The sequence below is a fragment of the Parafilimonas terrae genome, from assembly GCF_900115755.1.
Classification (GTDB): Bacteria; Bacteroidota; Bacteroidia; order Chitinophagales; family Chitinophagaceae; genus Parafilimonas; species Parafilimonas terrae.
In genome coordinates this window covers 972,798-994,389 of record NZ_FOXQ01000001.1, presented here as the reverse complement: position 1 = coordinate 994,389, position 21,592 = coordinate 972,798, and the positions used below count along the sequence as shown (strand labels likewise).

At 38.4% G+C, this 21,592-nt stretch carries 24 protein-coding genes; 14 read left to right on the top strand and 10 right to left on the bottom strand.

The genetic code is table 11. From position 1 onward, the window contains the following. Window positions 1-26 precede the first annotated feature (26 nt). Both argG and BM015_RS04270 read right to left on the bottom strand, forming a co-directional pair. On the bottom strand, window positions 27-1,265 hold the full coding sequence (gene argG, locus BM015_RS04275) for an argininosuccinate synthase (protein ID WP_090654783.1): 1,239 nt from the start codon (window positions 1,263-1,265) through the stop codon (window positions 27-29). A 116-nt stretch (window positions 1,266-1,381) separates the two neighbouring features. Next, on the bottom strand, window positions 1,382-2,110 hold the full coding sequence (locus tag BM015_RS04270) for a GNAT family N-acetyltransferase (protein WP_090654780.1): 729 nt from the start codon (window positions 2,108-2,110) through the stop codon (window positions 1,382-1,384). A 412-nt stretch (window positions 2,111-2,522) separates the two neighbouring features. On the opposite strand from BM015_RS04270, the gene BM015_RS04265 reads away from it, so the two are divergent. After that, entirely contained in the window at window positions 2,523-2,855 is a 333-nt protein-coding gene (locus BM015_RS04265; RefSeq protein WP_143075746.1) for a hypothetical protein, read from the top strand. A 111-nt stretch (window positions 2,856-2,966) separates the two neighbouring features. Then, window positions 2,967-4,577: a Na+/H+ antiporter gene (locus tag BM015_RS04260; RefSeq protein ID WP_090654775.1), complete on the top strand. Its 1,611-nt coding sequence runs from the start codon at window positions 2,967-2,969 to the stop codon at window positions 4,575-4,577. Window positions 4,578-4,585: 8 nt separating this feature from the next. Here BM015_RS04260 and BM015_RS04255 read toward each other — a convergent pair whose 3' ends face one another. After that, window positions 4,586-5,521, bottom strand: a complete 936-nt coding sequence (locus BM015_RS04255) for a CPBP family intramembrane glutamic endopeptidase (RefSeq protein WP_090654773.1) — start codon at window positions 5,519-5,521, stop codon at window positions 4,586-4,588. Between the two features lie 84 nt (window positions 5,522-5,605). On the opposite strand from BM015_RS04255, the gene dusB reads away from it, so the two are divergent. Beyond that, entirely contained in the window at window positions 5,606-6,640 is a 1,035-nt protein-coding gene (gene dusB, locus BM015_RS04250) for a tRNA dihydrouridine synthase DusB (protein WP_090654771.1), read from the top strand. A 44-nt stretch (window positions 6,641-6,684) separates the two neighbouring features. On the opposite strand, the gene BM015_RS04245 is transcribed toward dusB, so the two are convergent. Further along, window positions 6,685-7,404: a head GIN domain-containing protein gene (locus BM015_RS04245; RefSeq protein ID WP_177191802.1), complete on the bottom strand. Its 720-nt coding sequence runs from the start codon at window positions 7,402-7,404 to the stop codon at window positions 6,685-6,687. Between the two features lie 233 nt (window positions 7,405-7,637). On the opposite strand from BM015_RS04245, the gene guaA reads away from it, so the two are divergent. Both guaA and BM015_RS04235 read left to right on the top strand, forming a co-directional pair. After that, window positions 7,638-9,173: a glutamine-hydrolyzing GMP synthase gene (gene guaA / locus BM015_RS04240; RefSeq protein WP_090654766.1), complete on the top strand. Its 1,536-nt coding sequence runs from the start codon at window positions 7,638-7,640 to the stop codon at window positions 9,171-9,173. A 30-nt stretch (window positions 9,174-9,203) separates the two neighbouring features. Continuing rightward, window positions 9,204-10,379, top strand: a complete 1,176-nt coding sequence (locus tag BM015_RS04235) for an ABC transporter substrate-binding protein (protein ID WP_090654763.1) — start codon at window positions 9,204-9,206, stop codon at window positions 10,377-10,379. A 30-nt stretch (window positions 10,380-10,409) separates the two neighbouring features. On the opposite strand, the gene BM015_RS04230 is transcribed toward BM015_RS04235, so the two are convergent. The 4 genes from BM015_RS04230 to BM015_RS04215 form a co-directional block, all read right to left on the bottom strand. Then, complete coding sequence (locus BM015_RS04230; RefSeq protein WP_090654761.1) at window positions 10,410-10,601, bottom strand: hypothetical protein; 192 nt, start codon at window positions 10,599-10,601, stop codon at window positions 10,410-10,412. A 218-nt stretch (window positions 10,602-10,819) separates the two neighbouring features. Then, the gene (locus BM015_RS04225; RefSeq protein ID WP_090654759.1) at window positions 10,820-11,386 is read right to left on the bottom strand and encodes a hypothetical protein; all 567 of its coding nucleotides are present in this window, start codon (window positions 11,384-11,386) and stop codon (window positions 10,820-10,822) included. Window positions 11,387-11,408: 22 nt separating this feature from the next. Beyond that, entirely contained in the window at window positions 11,409-12,095 is a 687-nt protein-coding gene (gene cmk / locus BM015_RS04220; protein ID WP_090654757.1) for a (d)CMP kinase, read from the bottom strand. A 38-nt stretch (window positions 12,096-12,133) separates the two neighbouring features. Beyond that, the gene (locus tag BM015_RS04215) at window positions 12,134-12,760 is read right to left on the bottom strand and encodes an outer membrane lipoprotein periplasmic chaperone LolA1 (RefSeq protein ID WP_090654755.1); all 627 of its coding nucleotides are present in this window, start codon (window positions 12,758-12,760) and stop codon (window positions 12,134-12,136) included. Window positions 12,761-12,911: 151 nt separating this feature from the next. On the opposite strand from BM015_RS04215, the gene BM015_RS04210 reads away from it, so the two are divergent. From BM015_RS04210 to BM015_RS04175, 8 genes are all read left to right on the top strand, one after another. Beyond that, a complete protein-coding gene (locus tag BM015_RS04210) occupies window positions 12,912-13,745 on the top strand; it encodes an outer membrane protein assembly factor BamD (protein ID WP_090654754.1) in 834 nt (277 codons plus the stop codon). Next, window positions 13,714-14,055, top strand: coding sequence for a DNA-directed RNA polymerase subunit omega (locus BM015_RS04205; protein ID WP_090654752.1), 342 nt, complete (start codon window positions 13,714-13,716; stop codon window positions 14,053-14,055). Before BM015_RS04210 ends, BM015_RS04205 begins: the two co-directional genes overlap by 32 nt. A gap of 59 nt (window positions 14,056-14,114) precedes the next feature. Beyond that, complete coding sequence (gene coaBC / locus BM015_RS04200) at window positions 14,115-15,308, top strand: bifunctional phosphopantothenoylcysteine decarboxylase/phosphopantothenate--cysteine ligase CoaBC (RefSeq protein WP_090654750.1); 1,194 nt, start codon at window positions 14,115-14,117, stop codon at window positions 15,306-15,308. Then, window positions 15,301-16,218 (top strand): type IX secretion system protein PorD, encoded by a 918-nt coding sequence (gene porD / locus BM015_RS04195; RefSeq protein ID WP_090655262.1) that lies wholly within the window; start codon window positions 15,301-15,303, stop codon window positions 16,216-16,218. The genes coaBC and porD overlap by 8 nt, the downstream gene beginning before the upstream one ends. Next, window positions 16,215-16,580 (top strand): DUF4296 domain-containing protein, encoded by a 366-nt coding sequence (locus BM015_RS04190; protein WP_090654748.1) that lies wholly within the window; start codon window positions 16,215-16,217, stop codon window positions 16,578-16,580. Before porD ends, BM015_RS04190 begins: the two co-directional genes overlap by 4 nt. Before the next feature lie 94 nt (window positions 16,581-16,674). Continuing rightward, entirely contained in the window at window positions 16,675-17,253 is a 579-nt protein-coding gene (locus BM015_RS04185) for an outer membrane beta-barrel protein (protein WP_090654746.1), read from the top strand. 96 nt (window positions 17,254-17,349) lie between these two features. Further along, a complete protein-coding gene (locus BM015_RS04180) occupies window positions 17,350-18,207 on the top strand; it encodes a beta/alpha barrel domain-containing protein (protein ID WP_090654744.1) in 858 nt (285 codons plus the stop codon). A gap of 3 nt (window positions 18,208-18,210) precedes the next feature. After that, a complete protein-coding gene (locus tag BM015_RS04175; protein ID WP_090654742.1) occupies window positions 18,211-19,206 on the top strand; it encodes a GSCFA domain-containing protein in 996 nt (331 codons plus the stop codon). A gap of 14 nt (window positions 19,207-19,220) precedes the next feature. On the opposite strand, the gene BM015_RS04170 is transcribed toward BM015_RS04175, so the two are convergent. Both BM015_RS04170 and BM015_RS04165 read right to left on the bottom strand, forming a co-directional pair. Continuing rightward, entirely contained in the window at window positions 19,221-20,477 is a 1,257-nt protein-coding gene (locus tag BM015_RS04170; protein ID WP_245751219.1) for a sterol desaturase family protein, read from the bottom strand. A 140-nt stretch (window positions 20,478-20,617) separates the two neighbouring features. Then, entirely contained in the window at window positions 20,618-20,896 is a 279-nt protein-coding gene (locus BM015_RS04165; RefSeq protein ID WP_090654738.1) for a hypothetical protein, read from the bottom strand. 205 nt (window positions 20,897-21,101) lie between these two features. On the opposite strand from BM015_RS04165, the gene BM015_RS04160 reads away from it, so the two are divergent. Beyond that, on the top strand, window positions 21,102-21,587 hold the full coding sequence (locus BM015_RS04160; RefSeq protein WP_090654735.1) for an RNA polymerase sigma factor: 486 nt from the start codon (window positions 21,102-21,104) through the stop codon (window positions 21,585-21,587). Window positions 21,588-21,592 lie beyond the last annotated feature (5 nt).

Sequence of the window (21,592 nt, the reverse complement as noted above, 5' to 3'; positions counted from 1 at the left end):
AAGCCTTAAGCCCTATACCTATCTCTTTACGCTTTATTTAAAAAATGATACATGGCAGTTTGATTGCCAAAAATTTTACTGAAACCACGCACATCTTCACCGGTAAAGCCGGTATTCATTTCGCCATATTTACCAAACTTGCTGTTCATTAAATCGTGCTCGCTTTCTATACCGATAATTTGAAAACGGTAAGGCATTAATTGCACGAATACATCGCCGGTTACATTTTGCTGTGAGCTTTGCAGGAAGGCTTCTATATCACGCATTACAGGATCAAGTATCTGCCCTTCATGCAACCAGTTGCCGTAGAAGTTGGCAATATTATCTTTCCAGCTTAACTGCCATTTGGTAAGCACATGTTTTTCCAATGCATGATGTGCTTTTAAAATTACCATTGGTGCAGCAGCTTCAAAACCCACACGGCCTTTTATGCCAATGATGGTGTCGCCCACATGTATATCGCGGCCAATGCCATAAGCACCTGCTATGGTTTGTAAATATTGAATGGCTGCTGAAGAATGGCTGAACGTTTTATCATTCACGGCAGTGAGCTCACCCTTTTCAAAATGCAGTTTTACTTCTTCGCTATCATGTTTTGAAACTTGCGTTGGCCAGGCTTCTTCAGGCAAAATGCCTTTACTTTTTAATGTTTCTTTTCCGCCAACGCTGGTGCCCCATAAACCTTTGTTGATTGAATACGCCGCTTTTTCAAAATTCATATCAACACCTTTGTTTTTCAGGTACTCAATTTCTTCTTCACGGCTGAGTTTTAAATCGCGTATTGGCGTTATAATTTCAACTTCAGGTATCATGATGTGAAACACCATGTCAAAACGCACCTGGTCGTTACCGGCGCCGGTGCTGCCGTGCGCAACTGCTTTTGCACCCACGGCTTTCACATGATCTGCAATGTGCAATGCCTGCACTAATCTTTCAGCACTTACGCTTAAAGGATAAGTATTATTTTTTAATACATTTCCGAAAACAAGGTATTTGATAATGCGGTCATAATAACCTTTTACCGCATCAATTGTTGTATGTGTTTTTACACCAAGTTTATAAGCGTGCTCTTCAATCTTTTTTAATTCATCTTCGCTGAAACCGCCCGTGTTTACGATAATGCTGTGCACATCGTAACCCTGGTCTTCTCCTAAATATTTAACACAGAAAGAAGTATCAAGGCCGCCGGAGAAACCGAGAACGATGGAGCGCACATCCCCTGGAGGGATGTTTGCATGTTCATGATTATTTTGATTTATTGACATTAATGTTGCTTGTGTAATTTATGCTTTATGAATGATGCTGAATAATGATATGCTGTACAAGTGTTGCGACGCAACGATGATGCCATTATTGATGTTGCTGGTCACCAAAAAATTTCTCATGAAAAAATCATGGAGAACATGGAAACAAGCGAACGTCGCTTTTTTTGTTCCCTTACTTCAGGCTTTTGCTTATCTTTTTTTTGAAAGGCTTTCAGAAAACGATTTTTTTTCCTGCGTAAAAGCCTTGCATACACTTCGCTTTTTTCCTTAAAATGTTCTTTGGTTTCCTGTGGTTCGTAATGATCGGAAGGATCGTATAACATAGCAGTGCACATGCAATTCTTGCGCTCTTTCATCATGAGGATATCGTAGTTAACGCAGCTTTTACAGCCGGCCCAGAATGTTTCGTCCTGTGTAAGTTCACTGTATGTTACCGGCTCATAACCGAGGTCACTGTTTATCTTCATTACAGCAAGGCCGGTGGTTAAACCAAATATTTTTGCCTTTGGATATTTCTGTCTTGAAAGCTCAAATATTTTTTTCTTTATCTGTTTTGCAACGCCGGTTTTTCTGAAAGCCGGCGATACGATAAGCCCGCTGTTGGCAACAAACTCGCCGTGGCTCCATTCTTCAATATAGCAAAAGCCAACCCATGTGCCGTCTTTTGTGTGCGCAATAACAGCTTTGCCTTCTATCATTTTTAAAATAATATATTGCGGGCTGCGCTTGGCAATACCGGTGCCCCTTGCCTGTGCGCTTGCTTCCATTTCGTTGGTAATGGTTTCTGCGTAATCTGCATCGCCACTATTGGCTATACGTACTATAATATTTTGATTTTGTTCCACTTTGATTTGCTTGTTATAAAAAGATGTTGTTTACGTGTAACTGTTTTACACGAATGCAAGGCTGCATGTTGCGGGAGGATATCAAATTCTCGGTCGTCGCACAAGGCGGAAGCAAAACGGGTTCGGTAATAAACCAACACTCATCATGGTATGATGAGAAACATGTAAGTTGTTATGTGTTGTGTTCTTTTTCAACGTCAGTTCAATATAAAATTGTGAACCAATATTTTTTGAGGGCGTAAAATTAGTAATGTTTAAAATATAAATGCGTTAATTTTTTTCAGAATAAATAAGAAGGGTGCTAATGATTGTTAGCTTATTGCCTGGAAGTTTGCTATTGCAATAAAGCCTTTTGTGTCATTTGACACAGGAATTTAATAATGTGAAAAATAGTTTTGCTTTAAACCGAACCATGCTCATAGCTGAACGAAAAAATCTTGTACCTGTAAAAATATTAATTGATACACCGCTTATCCGCCTTGAGCTTTTTGAAAATAAAAACGGTAACCTGTTTCTCGCTTCCAATACACTTAAACCCGGTGGAACGGTATATTATGCCACTATGCCTTCTCCTTTTTTTGCCTTTCTCGATAACGCAATTACACTGCAGAAGTTGTTCAGTAAAAGCCCTTCTTTGTTTATGGAAGTTTCACAAAAAGAAGGGAAGACACTTTACTGTTGCACCGATGCTGAGATTATACTGGAGCTCGGTGATAAAACTTTAAGCGAGCTTAAAAGCATGTAACCCTATTCCGGACTTAAGTTAAACGGGATTTTATAAATAACCCTTCAAACTTAATAGTTCAAATCTATTGGCCATTTTCAAATAATTCAACAAGATTGTTATTTTTAAAACATGGAAAATGTTGATATCATAATTATTTTATTATTTGGTGTTACGTTTTTAGGTGTGCTCAGCAAAAAATTTAATTTTCCTTTACCGATAGCGCTTGTGCTATCCGGTATTTTGATAAGCCTTATCCCCGGTTTGCCGGTTATATCTTTACAGCCCGATGTTGTATTCTTTGTTTTTCTGCCACCGTTATTATATGGAGCAGCCTGGAATACAAGCTGGCGCGACTTTAAGGCTGCCATACGGCCTATAAGCTTCGCCGCTATTGGTCTTGTTTTTCTTACCACATTAGCTGTTGCCTGGGCTGCACATGAGCTGATTGAAAACCTTTCATGGCCTGAAGCATTTCTTTTAGGCGCTATTGTATCACCGCCCGACGCAGTAGCAGCTACATCGGTTACAAAAGGCCTCGGTTTGCATCCGCGTATAACGGCCATACTTGAAGGCGAAAGCCTCGTAAATGATGCCAGTGGTTTAATTGCCTACAAATATGCGCTGGCCGCCGTAACCACGCAATTTGTATTATGGAAAGCCGGCCTTAATTTTTTATGGGTTTCTGCATGCGGTGTAGCTATAGGGCTTTTCATTGCTTATGTTATTTATCTCATTCATAAAAAGTTTTTTTGCGACCCGGTACTGGAAGTTACGCTTTCCTTCCTCACACCATTTGCTTCTTATCTTATAGCAGAACATTTTGAAGTATCGGGTGTGCTGGCTGTAGTTACATCCGGCTTATACCTTTCTTTTCGTTCTGATGAAACTTTCAGCAACGAAAGCCGGATAATGACTTATGCTGTTTGGCAGGCGGTAATTTTTATTTTAAATGCACTGGTATTTATCCTCATTGGTTTACAACTGCGTGATGTGATAAAAGGTATAAATAATTATCCCTGGCAAACCCTTGCTTCTTCTGCACTTATTATAAGCGCCGTTGTAATACTGGTAAGGTTTATCTGGGTAATTCCTGCTGCTTTAGTGCCGAAGGCGCTAAGTAAGCGCATTCGTGAAGAAGAGCCTTTCGATGCCCGTAATATGGTAATATTTGGATGGGCCGGCATGCGCGGCGTAGTATCAATGGCGGCAGCATTAGGGTTGCCTGTAATACTTGCCAGTGGTGAAAATTTTAAAAACCGGGAACTGATTGTTTACCTGTCGTTCTGCGTAATTCTTATTACACTTTTATTACTGGGCGGCAGTTTAAAATGGGTTGTGCGAAAGCTGAAAATCGAACCTTATTCTTTGGTTGCCGAAGAATATGAAGTGCGCAATACCGTAGTAAAAACAGCCATCGGTTATATAGAAGATAATTTATCGCTGGTGCAGGAAGATTTGCTTGATAATATTAAAAGTAAATATGAAGTTAAATATAACCGCCTGCAAAAAACGGAGTTGCCTGCAAACTATTTTGGCAAGGGTAAAATGCTGGCCGGCAATATTTTTAATGAATATTCGCAACTGCAGATTGACCTGCTTAAAGTGGAACGTCAAACCATTCAGCAGATGCACAGAAAAGGAGATGCCAGTGAAGAAATTTTGCGCAAAATGGAACGCGAATTAGATCTTGAAGAAACAAGGCTTAAGCTTGAAATTTATGACTCTGGGTATAATGGCTGAGCCGTGTTTCAAAACTTCTTTTTATGAAAGTTATACATTGATATAACCACTTCGCTTTCTTTCTTAAAATAACGAAAGATAATGAGCACAGATATGGTTGCAAGCAGGCCATATATTAAAGGCGTATTATTGGCGTTCATAGCTTCCGGCGTTAATTTCCCCCGCATACTTAGAGCATACATTTGAGATACGCCAAAAGCATTATACAGGAAATGGGTTATAGATGCCAGCCACAAATTCTTACTGAAATAAAACACATAGCCAATCATTAATCCCAAAGCTAATCTTGGTAAAAAACCGTAATACGATATATGAATAGCGCTGAATAAAAAACTGGTTAAGAAAATACCGATAAAAACATTTTTTGAAATATTTATCATAACCGGCTGAAGCGCCCCCCGGAATAGCATCTCTTCAAAAATGGCAGGCAGCAGGGCAATCATTAAGAGCGATACAAGATAATCCTGCACCGATTTCATACTGGCTATGGCCATCATTTGCTGGTTGTATTCATTTTCCAGCGCTTTAAAATAATCTTCGGCAGTTTTAGAAATAGGAATAAGTTCGTTTACTGCGCCAAGCATTTCACTTACATACAAACCCATAAACATAATACCCACAATAAAAAAAACCTGTTTGCCACTGATAGCGCCATTAAATCCAATATATTTAAAAGGCTGTTTGTTTATTATCCTGGCAAAAATGAAGGAAGGCAACGCCATGAAGAAAAATGTGCTTACAAATTGCATAAGCCTGGAAAGGTTTGCATTTTTTGCGTTCTTTAAAGCATCAGGAAGTTGTTGCAGGGGCACATGTAAAACGGCGTCGGCTATTAAAAAACTTACTACGCTCCCGGCAATGAGCCCAAAGCCGCAAAGCAATAATAAAATTGAAAACTGAGACCACGGGTTATATCGTGGGCGTTGGGCATCATAATCAAACATAAAATTTCTATAGCTTAATTTTGCTGCTTCAAATTTATAGGAGCAGCCTGAGATAGCTCTAATTATTTACAAGAACCGGTATTAATGATTCCAATCGGCAATATAACATTACCTGATTTTCCGTTGCTGCTGGCGCCAATGGAAGATGTGAGCGACCCGCCTTTTCGCGCTGTGTGCAAAGACAATGGCGCCGATTTAATGTACACTGAATTTATTTCCAGTGAAGGCTTAATCCGCGATGCCATAAAAAGCAGGCAAAAGCTTGATGTGTTTGATTACGAAAAACCCATCGGCATACAAATTTTTGGCGGCGATGAAGAGGCAATGGCCATGAGCGCAAAAATTGTTGATGCAGTCAATCCTGACCTGCTTGATATAAATTTTGGCTGCCCTGTAAAAAAAGTGGTGAGCAAAGGCGCCGGCGCAGCCGTTTTAAAAGATATTGATTTGATGGAGCGGTTAACAAAAGCCTGCGTTAATTCAACATCGCTGCCCGTTACCGTTAAAACGAGGTTGGGCTGGGATGAAGAGAGCAGGAATATTGTTGAAGTGGCGGAACGGCTGCAGGATGTGGGCATAAAAGCTTTATCCATTCATGGCAGAACGCGCAGCCAGTTATATAAAGGCGCAGCCGATTGGCGATTGATTGCTGAAGTAAAAAACAATCCGCGCATGCATATTCCCATTTTTGGGAACGGCGATATTGATTCTCCTGAAAAAGCGCTGGAATATAAAAACCGTTATGGTGTGGATGGCATTATGATTGGCCGTGCAGCCATTGGCTACCCGTGGATTTTTAATGAAATAAAATATTACCTGCAAATAGGAACTCATTTGCCAGCGCCAACCATTGAACAACGTGTTGGTGTTATAAAAAAACATTTGCAAAGAAGTATTGAATGGAAAGGACAAACACTCGGCATTCTCGAAATGCGCAGGCATTATGGCAATTATTTGAAAGGCCTTCCAAACATTAAAGAATACAGGACAAAACTGGTAACATTAAAAGAGCCTGAAGCCATCTTTTCTTTATTAGATGATATTAATAAAACTTATGCAGGCATTGAAATACAGCCGCGAAAAATAAATATGGATGAACTGGCCTACAGCTGCGGTTAACATTATTCAAAGTATTCTTCTAAGCGCAAACACTTTTAAAAATATTAATCTTTCTTCTCAATTTTTCCGGTACCGGCTATTTTTTGATTTACCGTTGCATTGCCCCTGTAATAAACGTTGCCAATGCCTGCAATATTTATATCGAGCTGGTTATCCACAAACAGCCAGGCATCGCCGCTGCCGGCAATTTTTATAGTGGCATTCTCTGCTTTTAAATCATCAGCATGATAGTTTCCGCTTCCCGCAATATCAATCCTGGAGTCTTTTGTTTCACCGCTTAAATAAATATCACCGCTCCCTGAAATAGACGAGTTTATAGCTGGCGTGTTTACATCAAAATGTATATTGCCGCTGCCGGCAATATCAAGGTCAAGATGATCGCTGCCTGTAAATTTATTAGTGGTTTTAACATCACCGCTGCCGTTTAACTTAAATCCCTCAAGCTTATTGGTAGTTATATAAACTTTTATCTTATCAGATGAGCGTATATTCACGTCATCTTCTGTACGTATCACCAGTTCATCGCCATTTATTTTTGTTTCAATGTAAGGCAACAGGTTCTCATCGGTTTCAATTTTTATGGTTGATGCATTGCCCTGCGTGAGCTCAACATTGTAGCTGCCCGAGCATCTTACTTTATCGAAAGTTTGAAGAGTTCTTTCATCGGTTTTAATGTTGCCATTGCCCTTTACGGTTTTAGAAAACGGGTTATAACAGGATGCAAATACAGTAATAACCGCAAACAGTGTAAGGTATATTTTCATAGATAAAATTTTTTTCATGCCGCTAAAATAAGCACATAATAAAAAAATACTGCCATCATTTTATGGGAGGCGATACTGCCATATATGAGGTGACAGACATTCCTTAATAACCTTCCATTCTGCAATCTTTAAATGCCGCCCGGCTATACCTGGCGGCTTCCGGAAATCATGCAGTTAATTGATTGCAAACCCTCGCCGGCATCTTTTAAAATCGGCTATCTTCGCGCATTCTTATGACCGAAAAAATTTTAATTCTCGACTTTGGCAGCCAATACACACAATTAATTGCCCGTGCGGTAAGAGAAGCCAATGTTTACTGCGAAATACTTCCTTTTAATAAGCTTTTTGCCATTGATGAAACCGTTAAAGGCATTATTTTAAGCGGTTCGCCTTTCAGTGTGAACGATGGAGATGCGCCTGTGGTTAACATTCCATCGTTTGTGCAAAAAACACCTGTGCTGGGCGTTTGTTACGGCGCACAGCTTACCGCAAAGGAATATGGCGGGAAAGTGGAAAAATCAAACAAGCGCGAATATGGAAGGGCAAAGCTGCATAAGCAGATTGAAGATGATGTGCTGCTTGCCGATGTGGAAGATGATTCGCAGGTTTGGATGAGCCACAGCGATACCATTACACAATTGCCAGAGGGGTTTGAATTATTGGCTACAACAGCGAGCATTCCTGTTGCGGCTTTCAGAAATACGAATGAAAAATATCCTTTATATGGCATACAGTTTCATGCAGAAGTTTATCATTCTGCCGAAGGCAAAAAGATCATAAAGAATTTCCTGGTAAATATTTGTGGCTGCAAACAAAATTGGACGCCGGCATCATTTATACACGAAACGGTTGATGCTTTGAAAAAACAAATTGGCGATGCGCATGTAATTATGGCTTTAAGCGGTGGTGTTGACAGCACGGTGGCTGCAACACTCATCAGCAAAGCAATTGGCGAAAGGCTGCATGGCATTTTTGTTGACAATGGTGTATTGCGGAAAGATGAGTTTGAAAGCGTGCTTGAAACGTATAAAAATATCGGGCTTAATGTAACGGGCATTGATGCGAAACAAAATTTTTACGATGCTTTAAAAGATAAGACAGATCCCGAAGCAAAGAGAAAAGCCATTGGCAAATTATTTATAGATGTGTTCCAGGAAGAGGCTGCAAAAATTCCCGAAGCAAAATTTTTAGGGCAGGGAACAATCTATCCTGATGTAATTGAAAGCGTAAGTGTGCACGGGCCTTCGGTAACTATAAAATCGCACCACAATGTTGGCGGCCTGCCAGAAAAAATGCATCTTTCTTTGGTTGAACCGTTGCGTTTTTTGTTTAAAGATGAAGTAAGAAAAGTAGGGCTTGAGCTGGGCATTCCATCAGACATGATTAATCGCCATCCATTTCCAGGACCGGGCCTTGCTATAAGAATATTAAGCGATATAACCGAAGAGAAAGTTAAACTGCTGCAGCAGGCAGATGATATTTTTATTAAGTCGTTAAAAGAATATAACCTGTACAATAAAGTGTGGCAGGCTGCCGCTATATTATTGCCGGTAAAAAGTGTTGGCGTTATGGGCGATGAGCGTACGTATGAATATACCGTGGCATTGCGTGCTGTGACTTCGGTTGACGGCATGACAGCGGACTGGGCGCATTTGCCTTATGATTTTCTTGCCCACGTATCAAACGAAATTATAAACGGCGTTCGCGGTATAAACCGTGTTGTGTATGATATAAGCAGTAAACCGCCTGCCACCATTGAGTGGGAATAGGCATTAAATTTGATTTTGCGATTACGATCTATGCATTCAGCTATTAAAAAAATTCTTCCTGCCCTGCTTTTCGTTTTTATAACAGGTACTTCAAAAGCAGCAGATACAATGCAGGCGCCTTTGCGTGTTGCAATACTATTGCCTTTAAATCTTGATTCTGCCTTTAACGGTTATGAATACAAGCTGAGCAACGTAAGAATATCCCAGTACTTTTTATCGGGCCTTGATTTTTACAGCGGTGTAATGATGGCTATTGATTCTTTGCAAAAAGAAAATGCCAATATTGAAGTGTGGATTTATGATACGCATAAAGCCAATCAGTCTATAGAACAGCTTACCGTACAAATGCAGCCTATGAATTTTTCGCTTGTGGTTGCATCAATTTCTAATTCAACAGAACAGAGGGCGCTTACTTCATTCTCCGCAAAAAACAGCATACCGGTAATATCAGCCACATTCCCAAATGATATTTATCTCGAAAACAACCCGTTTTTTATAATGGTAAACCCAACCTGGAAAACGCATATACAGGCTGTTTATAATTATCTCGCAAGTAATTACCGCGGTAAAAAAATTGTTTTTTTTACACGCCGGGGTTCGCTGGAAGACAGGATTGCTGAAGAATTTAAACTGTTGAATACAAGGCGGGCGCTCAATTTTTCTACAGTTATTTTAAGGGATAATTTTTCTGCCACCGATGTATTGAGCCATTTGGACAGCACAACCCAAAACGTTGTTTTGTGCGGGAGTTTATATGAAGGTTTTGGCCAGGCGCTTATAAAAGCACTGAACGATAAGGGTGAAACTTATTCAAGCGTAGTGGCCGGTATGCCCACATGGAATGGAATGAATGGAACAACAGGCACGGCTTCTGATAAAATTCAGATTGTAGTAACCACGCCTTATAACTATGTGCGTGGCGGTGCTTTTATAGACAGTATTTCGGCAAATTACATGCGTGCTTATTATTCAAAACCGAGCGATATGGTTTATAAGGGATATGAAACTATATATCACTTTGTAAAGCTGCTGCTTGCAAACCCTGTTTCTTTTATCAATAATGTATCCCGCGATGATTACAAGGTTTCGAATGATTATAATTTTGAACCGGTTCGGTTAACCCAAACGTCTTTTTTACCGGATTATCTTGAAAACAAAAAGCTGTATTATATAAAAATAATTAATGGGCGTATTACCATTAACTAATAAAAAAGGCGGTTTTAAACCGCCTTTTTTTTAATTCCATAATGTTGTTCTTCTTTGTATTCTTGTTTTCATTCTTTGAATATTCCAGAGATCAGCAGCGCTGAATGTATTTTTAACTTCGTTGTTAATTCCGGCTGCCACTGTTTCTTTTACTTGGGTTACAAGTGTGTTTAGTTCTTCATGGTCAAGATACACTTTCGAATTGCTTGTTTCGTGTTTCATAATTGTTCATTTAGTCAAAAATCTTTCTATATAGCAGGCAATGCGAAAGAGCTAAAAGCATTTATTTATGCTTGCTAACATATAAAATTTAATTTTTATGTTGGCGCTGCAAATATACACACTTTATTGGTATGAATAAACATCCAATCGTGAAGGAAATGATAATATATAAGTGGTTACATAATTTATGTAAGTACTTGTATAAATAAGTTGCAGGCTTAACCGGGCAGCCTGTTATGCAGTAAACTGTCCACTTTTTTAAATAGATGATAGGGTTTATAAACACGCCATTCGGGCAATTCTATCAATTCAATATATTGATCGATTTTTTTCCTGTGAAAGTCATACTGGGCAGGCTCGCTCATGTTTAAAGCAACAGCCCATCCGCTGGAATCTTCATTTTCTTCAGCCCATTCCTGATAATAATCTTTATCGCCGCTGTGAAAATTCAAAACGTTTTCTGTAATGAGAATAAACTTATTTATGCCATTGCCCATCATCACATCAATCACATCCCGTTTTAAGGTCATTATATCATTTTCAATAGCGTCGTTCCATTCACCAATCATTTCAATAATGGCATAACCTGATTCATAATCTGCATAAATTATTTTCAGGTATAAAGTGCGGCTGCCAAATTCATCCCATTGCGGATGTATGTAGTAATTATAAACCGTTTGGGAATATTCAAATTCACTGTACATACGCCCGTAAAAAGGCGATTTCGGGTCTTCCTCCGAAGTATATATATGTCTCCAGTTATAAAATGGTTCTATCTCATGCATAATATAAATCCTTGTTCATCTTTTATACCAAATCAATTTTTTCCCTGGCCCATTGCAAAGCTATTTTCAATTGCTGTGCCATTGTAAGGTCGCTGTTGTTTAAAACAACAGCATCTTCAGCTTTTCTTAACGGGCTTATTTCCCGGTTGCTGTCAATGTAATCCCGCATTTCAAGATTTTGCTTCACTTCTTCAATTGTAATGGCCGGGTTTACAGCGAATAATTCCTTAAACCTTCTTTCAACACGAACAGCAATATCTGCCGTCATAAAAATTTTTAATTCAGCATGCGGAAAAACGGTTGTGCCAATATCCCGCCCATCCATTACAATACCTTTGTTATTGCCCATTCGCTGTTGCTGCGCCACTGCAAATTCCCGCACTTCTTTTATTGCTGCAACCTCACTTACCTTTTCACTTATTATCATGTCGCGAATAGGCAATTCAATATTCTCATCATTCATATATAAAACGCTTTTGCCTGCATCCACATCAAAAACGAATTCCAGGTGTATGTCTTTTAAAGCCTCTCTTACTTTATTTAAATTGGTATGATGAATTTCATTGCGCAAAAAGTATAGTGTAATAGCCCTGTACATAGCACCGCTGTCGGCATAAATGTAATGCAGTTCTTTAGCCAATTGTTTGGCAAGCGTGCTTTTGCCGCAGGATGAATAACCATCAATAGCAATGATAATTTTTTTATTCATCCGGCAAAGCTGCAAAAAAACTGTAACGTAAGCGCAGCTTAATTATTAATAATATCTATGCCGGGATGTTTTTTTGCATCAAATACAAACTGGCTGTCGTCAAATGAAGCATTTAATGAAATACTATTAAAATTAATTTCGATAGTATCGTTCATTTTGCTCACGACTGATGCTTTGGAAATAAGGCTGGTGGATTTATTTATGTAAAGTGTAATTTCTTTAAAATTCTGCCGTTTGTCAAGCGGCGTTAATAATACCTGGTAATTATTTCCTGCTGAAGAAACCAGCTTAATATTAAAATCTTTTTTATTGAAGCCGGTTAAGATTTGCGGTGGCGAAAATTCATTATCATCTTTATAAACTTTAGCAACGGTAACTTCATCCTGGCCGTCGAAATTCCATATTTGCAGGCCATTGCAATAAATCTCGCTGCCGTCCTGATTAATGTAGTATTTATCGCCCTTCATTTTCATAATGCCTTTGGAATTTGAAACCACCTGGTTTTGTTTATCTTTTTGTGTTAAAGAGAAGCTAACGTTTATGCCTTTGGCAGATTTTATTTTAGCCGAAGATTTATCCAGGATGTTTTCTGCAGAAGTATTATTTTGGGAAAATGCTGTGCAAAACGAAAACATAAACAATACAAGAAAAAGTTTTTTCATCATGCAAATTTCGACAAGGAAGCGCTTCAATAGTTTAGCCGGCGAGATTTAATGGCGCAGATTTGCCTGATTTTTCTTTTTATTAACTGATATATTGACTAAAACTGAATAACAGATGCCTAATTTGCCCGAAAAAACTATCTTTGCACGTTTTATGAAATTCTTACCTGGCATTTTATTAAGCTTATTGCTGCTCTCTTCCTGCGCCTCCAAGTTTGGTAAGGTGATAAAAAGCAAGGACAAAGAGTACAAGCTTAAAATGGCCGAACAATATTATGTGAAGCAGGATTACAGTAAAGCGCAACAGCTTTACAGTGATCTTTTACCCTTATATAAAGGCGATCCGCGGTTTGAAGATATCTATTATAAATATGCTTACACAGCCTACTATCAGAAAGATTATATGAATGCGGAAAACCTTTTTAAAACTTATGGCGAAAATTTTCCAAACAGCGCCAAGGTTGAAGAAACGGAGTTTATGCGTTGTATGGCTTATTATAAGCAATCGCCAAAGTATGAGCTTGATCAGACAAATACGGTAAAAACAATGGCGCTGTTGCAGGCTTTTATAAATACACACCCGGATTCAAAAAAGGTTGCTGAAGCAAACGATATAATTGATCAATGCAGGGCGAAACTTGAACTGAAAGAATTTAGTAATGCCAGGCTTTATTACGACCTGGGGTATTTTAAAGCAGCCGGTGTTGCCTTTTCTGTTTTGATGGATGATTATCCTGATTCCGAAAGTAGTGACAGCTATGCTTTAAATTCCATCAAATCATATTATAAATATGCAGAGATGAGTGTGGTTGATAAACAGGAAGAAAGATACCAGAAAGTGGTGGCAGATGTAAACGATTTTGAACAGCGTTTTCCGCAGAGCAAATTGCTTGAAGACGCCGTTAATTATAGAACAGATGCAGAAAATAATTTAAAAAAACTTCAAACACGAAATAATGAGCAAACTACGGAGACAACTCGGCGCTAATACGCTGAATACAGTTGAAACAAAGAGCCTGTTTGATATTAAGTCAAGAACAGGCAATCTTTATGAGTCTATTGCCATCATTGCTAAAAGGGCTAATCAGATAAATATTGCTATTAAAGAAGAATTACATAATAAGCTGGAAGAATTTGCAAGCCACACAGACAGCCTTGAAGAGATTCATGAAAACAAGGAGCAAATAGAAATTTCAAAGGCTTATGAAAAAATGCCTAATCCTGCTATTCTTGCAACACAGGAATTCCTGGATGAAAAAATTTATTACAGGAAGAATGATGACGACCTTTTCCGTTAACAGCCTGTAAGTCGTACTTTTAATCCCCCGGTACATCGGGGGATTTTTTATTAAAGAACATGCTTAAAGGAAAAAAAATTTTATTAGGTATAAGCGCAAGCATTGCAGCTTATAAGTCCATATTGCTGGCACGCCTGCTGGTAAAAGAAGGTGCGGAAGTTAAAGTGATAATGACGCCTGCAGCAAAAGATTTTGTTTCTCCGCTCGTGCTTTCAACGCTTACCAACAATAAAGTACTGATTGATATTTTTAATGAAGATAGCTGGGCTAATCATGTAATGCTTGGCCGCTGGGCCGATGCAATGCTGATAGCGCCATTAAGCTGCAATACCCTTGCAAAAATGGCACATGGGCAATGCGATAATTTGCTGCTGGCCATATATCTTTCATCAACCTGTCCTGTGGCAGTGGCGCCGGCGATGGATGAAGACATGTGGCATCATCCTTCCACTCAAAAAAATATTGCTGCGTTAAAAGAATATGGGAATATTTTGATTGATGTGGAATCCGGGGAACTTGCCAGTGGATTGATTGGCGAAGGCAGAATGGCTGAGCCTGAAAACATCGTATTTTTTTTAAAGGAAAAGTTTTTCAGGCAGAACATATTAAAAAATAAAAAAGCGCTTGTAACGGCCGGCCCCACATACGAACCGCTCGATCCTGTGCGTTTTGTAGGTAACCATTCATCCGGCAAAATGGGTTTTGCATTGGCTGAAGATTTATATGAAAAAGGCGCTGATGTTACTGTGGTAAGCGGGCCTGTTTATCAGCAAACAAAATACAAAGGCATTAAAGTGATAAATGTAAATACTGCGGAAGAAATGTATAATACCTGTTTGCAGTTGCATGATGAAATGGATATTGAAATAATGGCGGCAGCAGTTGCCGATTATAAGCCGGCAGCAGTTGCACCAGAAAAAATAAAGAAAACAAACAATAGCCTGCAGCTTGAACTGGCTAAAACAAACGATATCCTGGCAACATTAGGCGCCCGGAAAAAGCACCAGTTTTTAGTTGGTTTTGCACTGGAAACAAACAATGAAAAACAGCATGCACTCGATAAGCTGGAAAAGAAGAATGCAGACATGATTGTTTTAAATTCTTTGAAGGATGCGAATGCAGGCTTTGGGTTTGACACTAACAAAGTATCTGTTTTTTCAGCCAATGGAGATAATGTTGAAATGGAGCTTGCATCAAAAAAGGAAATTGCCAATAAAATTGTTGACCTTGTTATTAAAAAAATACATGCGTAAAAGCTTATTGATAATAACAATGTGCATTTCCTGCAGCCTGCTTAAAGCGCAGGAATTCCAGGCTAAAGTTGTTGTGCTGGCACAGCAGGTGGGCACTGCAGTTGATAAATCAGTATTTACCACTTTACAAAATCAGCTCACCAATTTTGTAAACAGCCGTAAATGGACAACCGATGTATATCAGCCACAGGAAAAAATAAAATGCAATTTTATTCTTACCATAAAAAGCGTTGATGGTGACAATGTTTATAATGCCAGTTTAGCTATTCAGGCGGCAAGGCCGGTATTTAATTCTTCGTATCAAACGGCATTGGTTAATTACCAGGATGCAGATATACAGTTTAAATATGTTCAATACCAGCAACTCAATTTTAATGAGAACAGGGTGCAGGGCACGGATGCGCTAAGCGCTAATCTCACAGCCATCTTTGCTTATTATGCATATATGGTTTTGGGGTTTGATTATGATTCCTTTTCGCCAAAAGCCGGCGATCCTTATTTCTTAAAAGCCCAGAACATTGTAAGCAATGCGCCTGAAGCAAAGGGCATAAGCGGATGGAAACCTTTTGACGGGCAAAGAAACCGTTACTGGCTTTCAGAAAATATGGTGAATACCAAGTACAATAATATACACGATATTATTTATAGTTATTATCGCGACGGCCTTGATAAAATGTATGATGATGAAGAAGGCGCACGGGCAAGTGTGCTGGAATCTTTATCATCGCTGCAGGATTTTAACCAGCAAAACCCAAACACGATGATTGCACAATTTTTAGTGCAGGGAAAATCGCAGGAATACATCGGCATATTTAAAAAAGCCGATCCGCAAAGCCGCTCAGAAGCATCGCAAATTTTAGCATCGGTTGATATTTCAAATGCAGGCGTTTATAAACAGGAAATGAAATGAAGTATTTGTTTTGTATAGGGTTTTTATTTGTTTTCTCAGCCTGCGGCACGGAGGATAAAAAAATTCCTGACAATGTAATGCAGGTTGATAAAATGAAGCTGGTTATGTGGGACTTGCTACAGGCCGGTAATTATGCAACCATACAAAAAGAAAAAGATACTTCGATTAAACAACTCAATACGGCTTATATGGTGCAGGTTTTACAGCTATATAAGATTAGTAAAGACGATTTTTTTAAAAGCTTCGATTATTATCAAACGCATCCCGAACTAAATAAAATATTATTCGATTCTATTAATGCTTACTCGCAACGTAAACGTGGAGATCTTTACAAAGGTGATCTTCATAAAAAGGTAGAATAATACCGCTTTAGGATTTTTTTAAGTAATTTATTGCAACCTATAACGTTTTAATACGGTCTCTTTAGCTGGAGATCAAAAAATCAAAATCAATTCTATGCAAAAAATCATTTTGTCTTTATGTTTTATAGTAGCCCTTTCTGCTGCAGCATCGGCTCAATCGTTTAGCCTGGGTGGTAAAGTAGGCGCTAACCTTGGTAAGGTTGATGGGCAAAGATTTAAAGATGGCTATAATTTCGGTTATGTGCTTGGCGCCTATGCAGAACTTGGCATAAGCAAAACAATCGCCATACAGCCTGAACTACTTTTCAGCCAAACAAATACAACTTATAAAGATTCATCAGATATAATACTAAGCAAACCAGGTAGCAAGGTTCATCTCAATTATCTTAATATACCGGTGTTACTTAATATTAATGCAGGCAAGCTGCTTACTTTTCAACTTGGGCCACAGTTTAGTGTGTTAATGAATAAAGATCAGAAACTTGGCGAAGAAATAGGCGATGCATTTAAAGGAGGCGATGTAGCGGCTGTTTTGGGCGCACAATTAAATGTTGGAGTAATTAAAGTATATGGACGTTATAATATTGGCTTAAACAATATTAGTGATGTAACCAATTCTGATAAATGGAAAAGCCAAGCCTTGCAATTTGGCTTAGGCATTAAGATTTTATAAGATTTGTATTTTATATTGAAGAAAAGCATCATGCATTTTGTGTGATGCTTTTTTTGTTTGCAGCAACAATCACGGCAATGCTTTTACATTTGTATAATGGATAATGCCGTAAAACTTATTGAATGTCCGAGGGATGCTATGCAGGGATGGCGTGCATTCATTCCAACGCAGCAAAAAATAAATTATATCAACAGCTTGCTGCAGGTTGGTTTTGATACCATTGATTTTGGAAGCTTTGTTTCGCCGAAAGCTATTCCACAAATGGCTGATACGAAGGAAGTAATTGAGCATTTGGAATTAGGTAATACAAAAACAAAACTGCTTGCTATAATTGCCAATGAAAGAGGCGCGAAAGAAGCTGCTGAATACGATGTAATCACTTATTTGGGTTTCCCTTTTTCTATATCGCCAACGTTTCAGCAGCGCAATACCAACAGCACCATTGAAGAAAGTTTGCAGCGTGTTGAAGCCATTCAATCTGTTTGTATTCAGCATAGCAAGACGTTGGTTGTTTATTTAAGCATGGCATTCGGTAATCCTTACGGCGATACTTATAATGAAGATATTTTATTGCATTGGGCCGATGCATTGGTGCAAAGGGATATAAAAATTATTTCACTGGCAGACACCATTGGTATTGCAACGCCTGAACAAATAAAGACTGCTTGCGCCACTTTAATTCAAAAATATGCTTCTATAGAAATTGGCGTGCATTTACATTCATCCGCTCACAACAGGAAAGAGAAATTAAATGCTGCTTTTAATGCCGGCTGTTTAAGATTTGATGGCGCCTTAAAAGGCATTGGCGGTTGCCCCATGGCGCAGGATAAACTTGTTGGTAATATGGATACGCTTTATTTGATTGAATATTTCAAACAGAAAAATGTGACAGGTAAATTGAATGAAGAAGCTTTACAAAAAAGCATCGCTATTGCAAACGAAATTTTTATATAATACATGCAGTTTTTTGCAAACATTAATATCAAACCACTTGAACCTTCTATATCATACAGGGATAAGATTGTATTAACGGGTTCATGTTTTACAGAACATATCGGTAACTTTTTAATTGAATCAAAGTTTAATGCGCTGCAAAACCCAAACGGTATTTTGTTCGATCCGCAAAGTGTTGCTTCAAGCCTGTTGTCGTACATTGAAAATAAAGCGTACGCAGAAAATGATTTATTCTATTTGAATGAAGCGTGGAATAGCTGGCAGCACCACAGCCGTTTTTCAAATATTGATAAAGAGGCATGCTTAAATGCCATTAATAACAGCCAGCAACAGGCGCATGCTTTTTTAAAACATGCTGATTGGTTGATTATAACATTGGGCTCAGCATTTACATATAAACTTGTACAAGGTTCAGCATTTTATGTAGAACCAAATGAGGTGGCTAATTGCCATAAAGCGCCTGCACAAAACTTTATTAAGCACCTTAATACCATTGAAGAAATCATAACAACTTTTGACACGGTAATTCACCGGCTTTTTTATTTCAACCCAAAGCTTAAAATAATTTTTACCATAAGCCCCGTGCGTCATTTAAGGGATGGCGTTGTTGATAATAACCGCAGTAAGGCAAGGCTGATAGAAGCGGTGCATCATTTGGTAAATAAATTTGACAAGCTGTATTATTTTCCTGCGTATGAACTGGTAATTGATGTGTTGCGGGATTACCGTTTTTATGATGTTGACCTGGCGCATCCCAATTATGCAGCAACGCAATTTGTACTGGATAAATTTTCTGAAACCTGTTTTAGTCAATCAACAAAAGAATTGGTTGAAGAAATAAAGAAAATTGTTATTGCCAAAAAGCATAAGCCTTTCAATTCGCAATCATCTTTACATAAAAAATTTTTGCAGCAGCAACTGGAAAAAGCAAAAGATATTTTGCAACGCCATCCTTATTTGAATCTTGAAGAAGAAATAAAATATTTTTCAAAGGGCTGATCACTTGCTAAAACTTATACATTTTGAGCAGTAACTGTTTTAACGACTGCTGTATCATCCTTATTAAAATCAACTAAAACAAACCAAATAGTAGCAATCAATGCAATGATGAAGTAAACGATTAATGCTATGTTTATCCAGGACAGAATTGCATCAGCGCCAAACCAGTTGCCATAATAATAAATAATGCCAATGCCTGCAATGCATTTTATAAGCTCCCACGCTAATGCATATTTATTGCGGTTCATTAATTCAGTAAAAGCATATACATCAATAAAAATAAAAGCGCCATAAATAAACATGGCCGGGCTGCCAATTGATGCAAGATTGCCAAACAGCCAGCTAATCAAAAGCAATAAAACACTTAACTGCACCCAGCTCCAGGCATATAATAATGTTGATGATGCGGGGTTATATTTTTCAAAATTGTAAGCATCTTCAATTTTATAAACGGAGTATTTTTCAGCAACATCATTTGGCCGCCAGCCGGTTGGCATAAACCATATACGCAGTTTGTCTTTCCAGCTTTTTGTACGCCATGCATCTTTTATCAATAGCCATAAATGTTGAAAATTTATAGCGATAGGGTTCCATGTGCTTACCGGCCTTGTAATGCCATAAACCGGTGGTTTATCGGGCAACTCTTCCTGGAAGGTCCCGAAAATTTTGTCCCATATAATAAATATCTGCGAAAGGTTTTTATCAATGTATTCAGGATTGAGCGCATGATGCACGCGATGATGCGATGGCGTTACAATTATCTTCTCCAAAATCCCCATCTTTTTTATATGCCTTGTATGGTACCAGAATTGTGCAAACAATTGTATAGGTGCAACAATGGCAATAACTTCTGTTGGAACGCCAAATAAAGCTGCGGGTATCAATAGAAAAGTAAACAGGCGGATAAATACAGAAATACTTTGTCTTAAAGCGCAGGCAAGGTTGAATTCTTCGCTGCTGTGGTGCACCAGATGGCTGTTCCAGAAAATGTTTATTTTATGATCGATCCTATGCACCCAATAACCGGCAAAGTCTATCACAATAAATGCAATAATGTAAGTCCATACGGTTGATTGAATATGGTAAATGGCAATCTTGTTTACAAGCCAGTCGTAAGTGAGAATAGTAATGCTTAAGCCAAGCACATCTTTAGTTACGTTGGTAATGCCGCTGCTGAGGCTGCTGATCATATCCATGCCGCGGACCGTGTCATTTCCTTTGTACCAGCCATACCATTTTTCGAACAAAACAAGCAACAGAAAAGCAGGCATTGCAATCAGCAAAATTTTACCATAAGCTTCCATACAGCAAATACAATAATACAACCAAAGGTAAAAAGTTTATAGGTGGGAATTGCTGTAATATAACGGCATTGCAAGACCTGGAAAAACACCCAAATTAAAGGCAGGGCTTAAAAAGCCAGCGAGGTTTGCTTATTCATGATTTCTGTATAAAGCTTCTGGCTTTCAAGCGTAAGCTTATCAAAATCTACCTGCACCTGTGGAATAATTTCAGACAGCGTGTTTATTCTGCCCTCAACATCGAGAAATTTATTTAACACCACAATTCTTTTCTGCTCAAGCAGGCACCAGCCACTCTGGAATGTACCCCGCTCGTAACGAATGGTGTAATTACAGTCAGTAAGTATCTGCTGCAATTTATCAAGATATGCCTGTGAAGGTTTAGTCATGCTACAAAGTTAAAAGCATATTGCCGGGGCAATTTTGTTAATTTTCCACAGGATGTTACTACAAAATAGGCGATTGCTGTATAAATTATCATTTTCAGGGCAAAAACAAAAAAACACCAGTTGTTGTAACATTTCATCCGTTTATCCGTACAATAATAAATTCAAGTTTTCGAATATTAATTTTACAGCTTTTTAAAGAGCATTTATGACCGAACGGGACTATAATGAGTGCGTTAACCAATATGCTGACAATGTTTTTCGCTTTATTGTGAAAAACCTGCGGCATGAGGAAGATGCAAAAGATATTGTTCAAACTGCTTTTGAAAAATTATGGCGTAATCTTGAAACCGTGAACGCCGAAAAGTCGAAAGCCTTTTTGTTTACGGTGGCATACAATCAAATGATCGACCATATAAGAAAAGTAAAAAGGATAAGTTTAAAAGACGAGTTTAGCGCTGAAACAAAAACATACAGCCAGCCGGCGCCGAACCTGAAAAAGAATTTGCAGGATGCATTGAATACGCTGAATGAAACGCAAAGAAGTTTGGTATTGCTGAAAGATTATGAAGGCTATAGCTATGAGGAAATTGGACAAATTACAGGACTGAATGAAAGCCAGGTAAAAGTTTACCTGCACCGTGCAAGATTAAACCTGCGCAATTATTTGGTAAAACCTGAAAATGTGTTGTAAGCTTA

What these genes read in the sequence shown, in the direction of transcription:
- BM015_RS04210 (WP_090654754.1), top strand. Translation starts at nt 12,912, where the DNA reads ATGAAATTCTTACCTGGCATTTTATTAAGCTTATTGCTGCTCTCTTCC.
- coaBC (WP_090654750.1), top strand. Translation starts at nt 14,115, where the DNA reads ATGCTTAAAGGAAAAAAAATTTTATTAGGTATAAGCGCAAGCATTGCA.
- porD (WP_090655262.1), top strand. Translation starts at nt 15,301, where the DNA reads ATGCGTAAAAGCTTATTGATAATAACAATGTGCATTTCCTGCAGCCTG.
- BM015_RS04205 (WP_090654752.1), top strand. Translation starts at nt 13,714, where the DNA reads ATGAGCAAACTACGGAGACAACTCGGCGCTAATACGCTGAATACAGTT.
- guaA (WP_090654766.1), top strand. Translation starts at nt 7,638, where the DNA reads ATGACCGAAAAAATTTTAATTCTCGACTTTGGCAGCCAATACACACAA.
- BM015_RS04235 (WP_090654763.1), top strand. Translation starts at nt 9,204, where the DNA reads ATGCATTCAGCTATTAAAAAAATTCTTCCTGCCCTGCTTTTCGTTTTT.
- cmk (WP_090654757.1), bottom strand. Translation starts at nt 12,095, where the DNA reads ATGAATAAAAAAATTATCATTGCTATTGATGGTTATTCATCCTGCGGC.
- BM015_RS04255 (WP_090654773.1), bottom strand. Translation starts at nt 5,521, where the DNA reads ATGTTTGATTATGATGCCCAACGCCCACGATATAACCCGTGGTCTCAG.
- BM015_RS04260 (WP_090654775.1), top strand. Translation starts at nt 2,967, where the DNA reads ATGGAAAATGTTGATATCATAATTATTTTATTATTTGGTGTTACGTTT.
- dusB (WP_090654771.1), top strand. Translation starts at nt 5,606, where the DNA reads ATGATTCCAATCGGCAATATAACATTACCTGATTTTCCGTTGCTGCTG.
- BM015_RS04185 (WP_090654746.1), top strand. Translation starts at nt 16,675, where the DNA reads ATGCAAAAAATCATTTTGTCTTTATGTTTTATAGTAGCCCTTTCTGCT.
- BM015_RS04175 (WP_090654742.1), top strand. Translation starts at nt 18,211, where the DNA reads ATGCAGTTTTTTGCAAACATTAATATCAAACCACTTGAACCTTCTATA.
- BM015_RS04180 (WP_090654744.1), top strand. Translation starts at nt 17,350, where the DNA reads ATGGATAATGCCGTAAAACTTATTGAATGTCCGAGGGATGCTATGCAG.
- argG (WP_090654783.1), bottom strand. Translation starts at nt 1,265, where the DNA reads ATGTCAATAAATCAAAATAATCATGAACATGCAAACATCCCTCCAGGG.
- BM015_RS04265 (WP_143075746.1), top strand. Translation starts at nt 2,523, where the DNA reads ATGCTCATAGCTGAACGAAAAAATCTTGTACCTGTAAAAATATTAATT.
- BM015_RS04245 (WP_177191802.1), bottom strand. Translation starts at nt 7,404, where the DNA reads ATGAAAATATACCTTACACTGTTTGCGGTTATTACTGTATTTGCATCC.
- BM015_RS04215 (WP_090654755.1), bottom strand. Translation starts at nt 12,760, where the DNA reads ATGATGAAAAAACTTTTTCTTGTATTGTTTATGTTTTCGTTTTGCACA.
- BM015_RS04160 (WP_090654735.1), top strand. Translation starts at nt 21,102, where the DNA reads ATGACCGAACGGGACTATAATGAGTGCGTTAACCAATATGCTGACAAT.
- BM015_RS04170 (WP_245751219.1), bottom strand. Translation starts at nt 20,477, where the DNA reads ATGCCTGCTTTTCTGTTGCTTGTTTTGTTCGAAAAATGGTATGGCTGG.
- BM015_RS04225 (WP_090654759.1), bottom strand. Translation starts at nt 11,386, where the DNA reads ATGCATGAGATAGAACCATTTTATAACTGGAGACATATATATACTTCG.
- BM015_RS04165 (WP_090654738.1), bottom strand. Translation starts at nt 20,896, where the DNA reads ATGACTAAACCTTCACAGGCATATCTTGATAAATTGCAGCAGATACTT.
- BM015_RS04230 (WP_090654761.1), bottom strand. Translation starts at nt 10,601, where the DNA reads ATGAAACACGAAACAAGCAATTCGAAAGTGTATCTTGACCATGAAGAA.
- BM015_RS04190 (WP_090654748.1), top strand. Translation starts at nt 16,215, where the DNA reads ATGAAGTATTTGTTTTGTATAGGGTTTTTATTTGTTTTCTCAGCCTGC.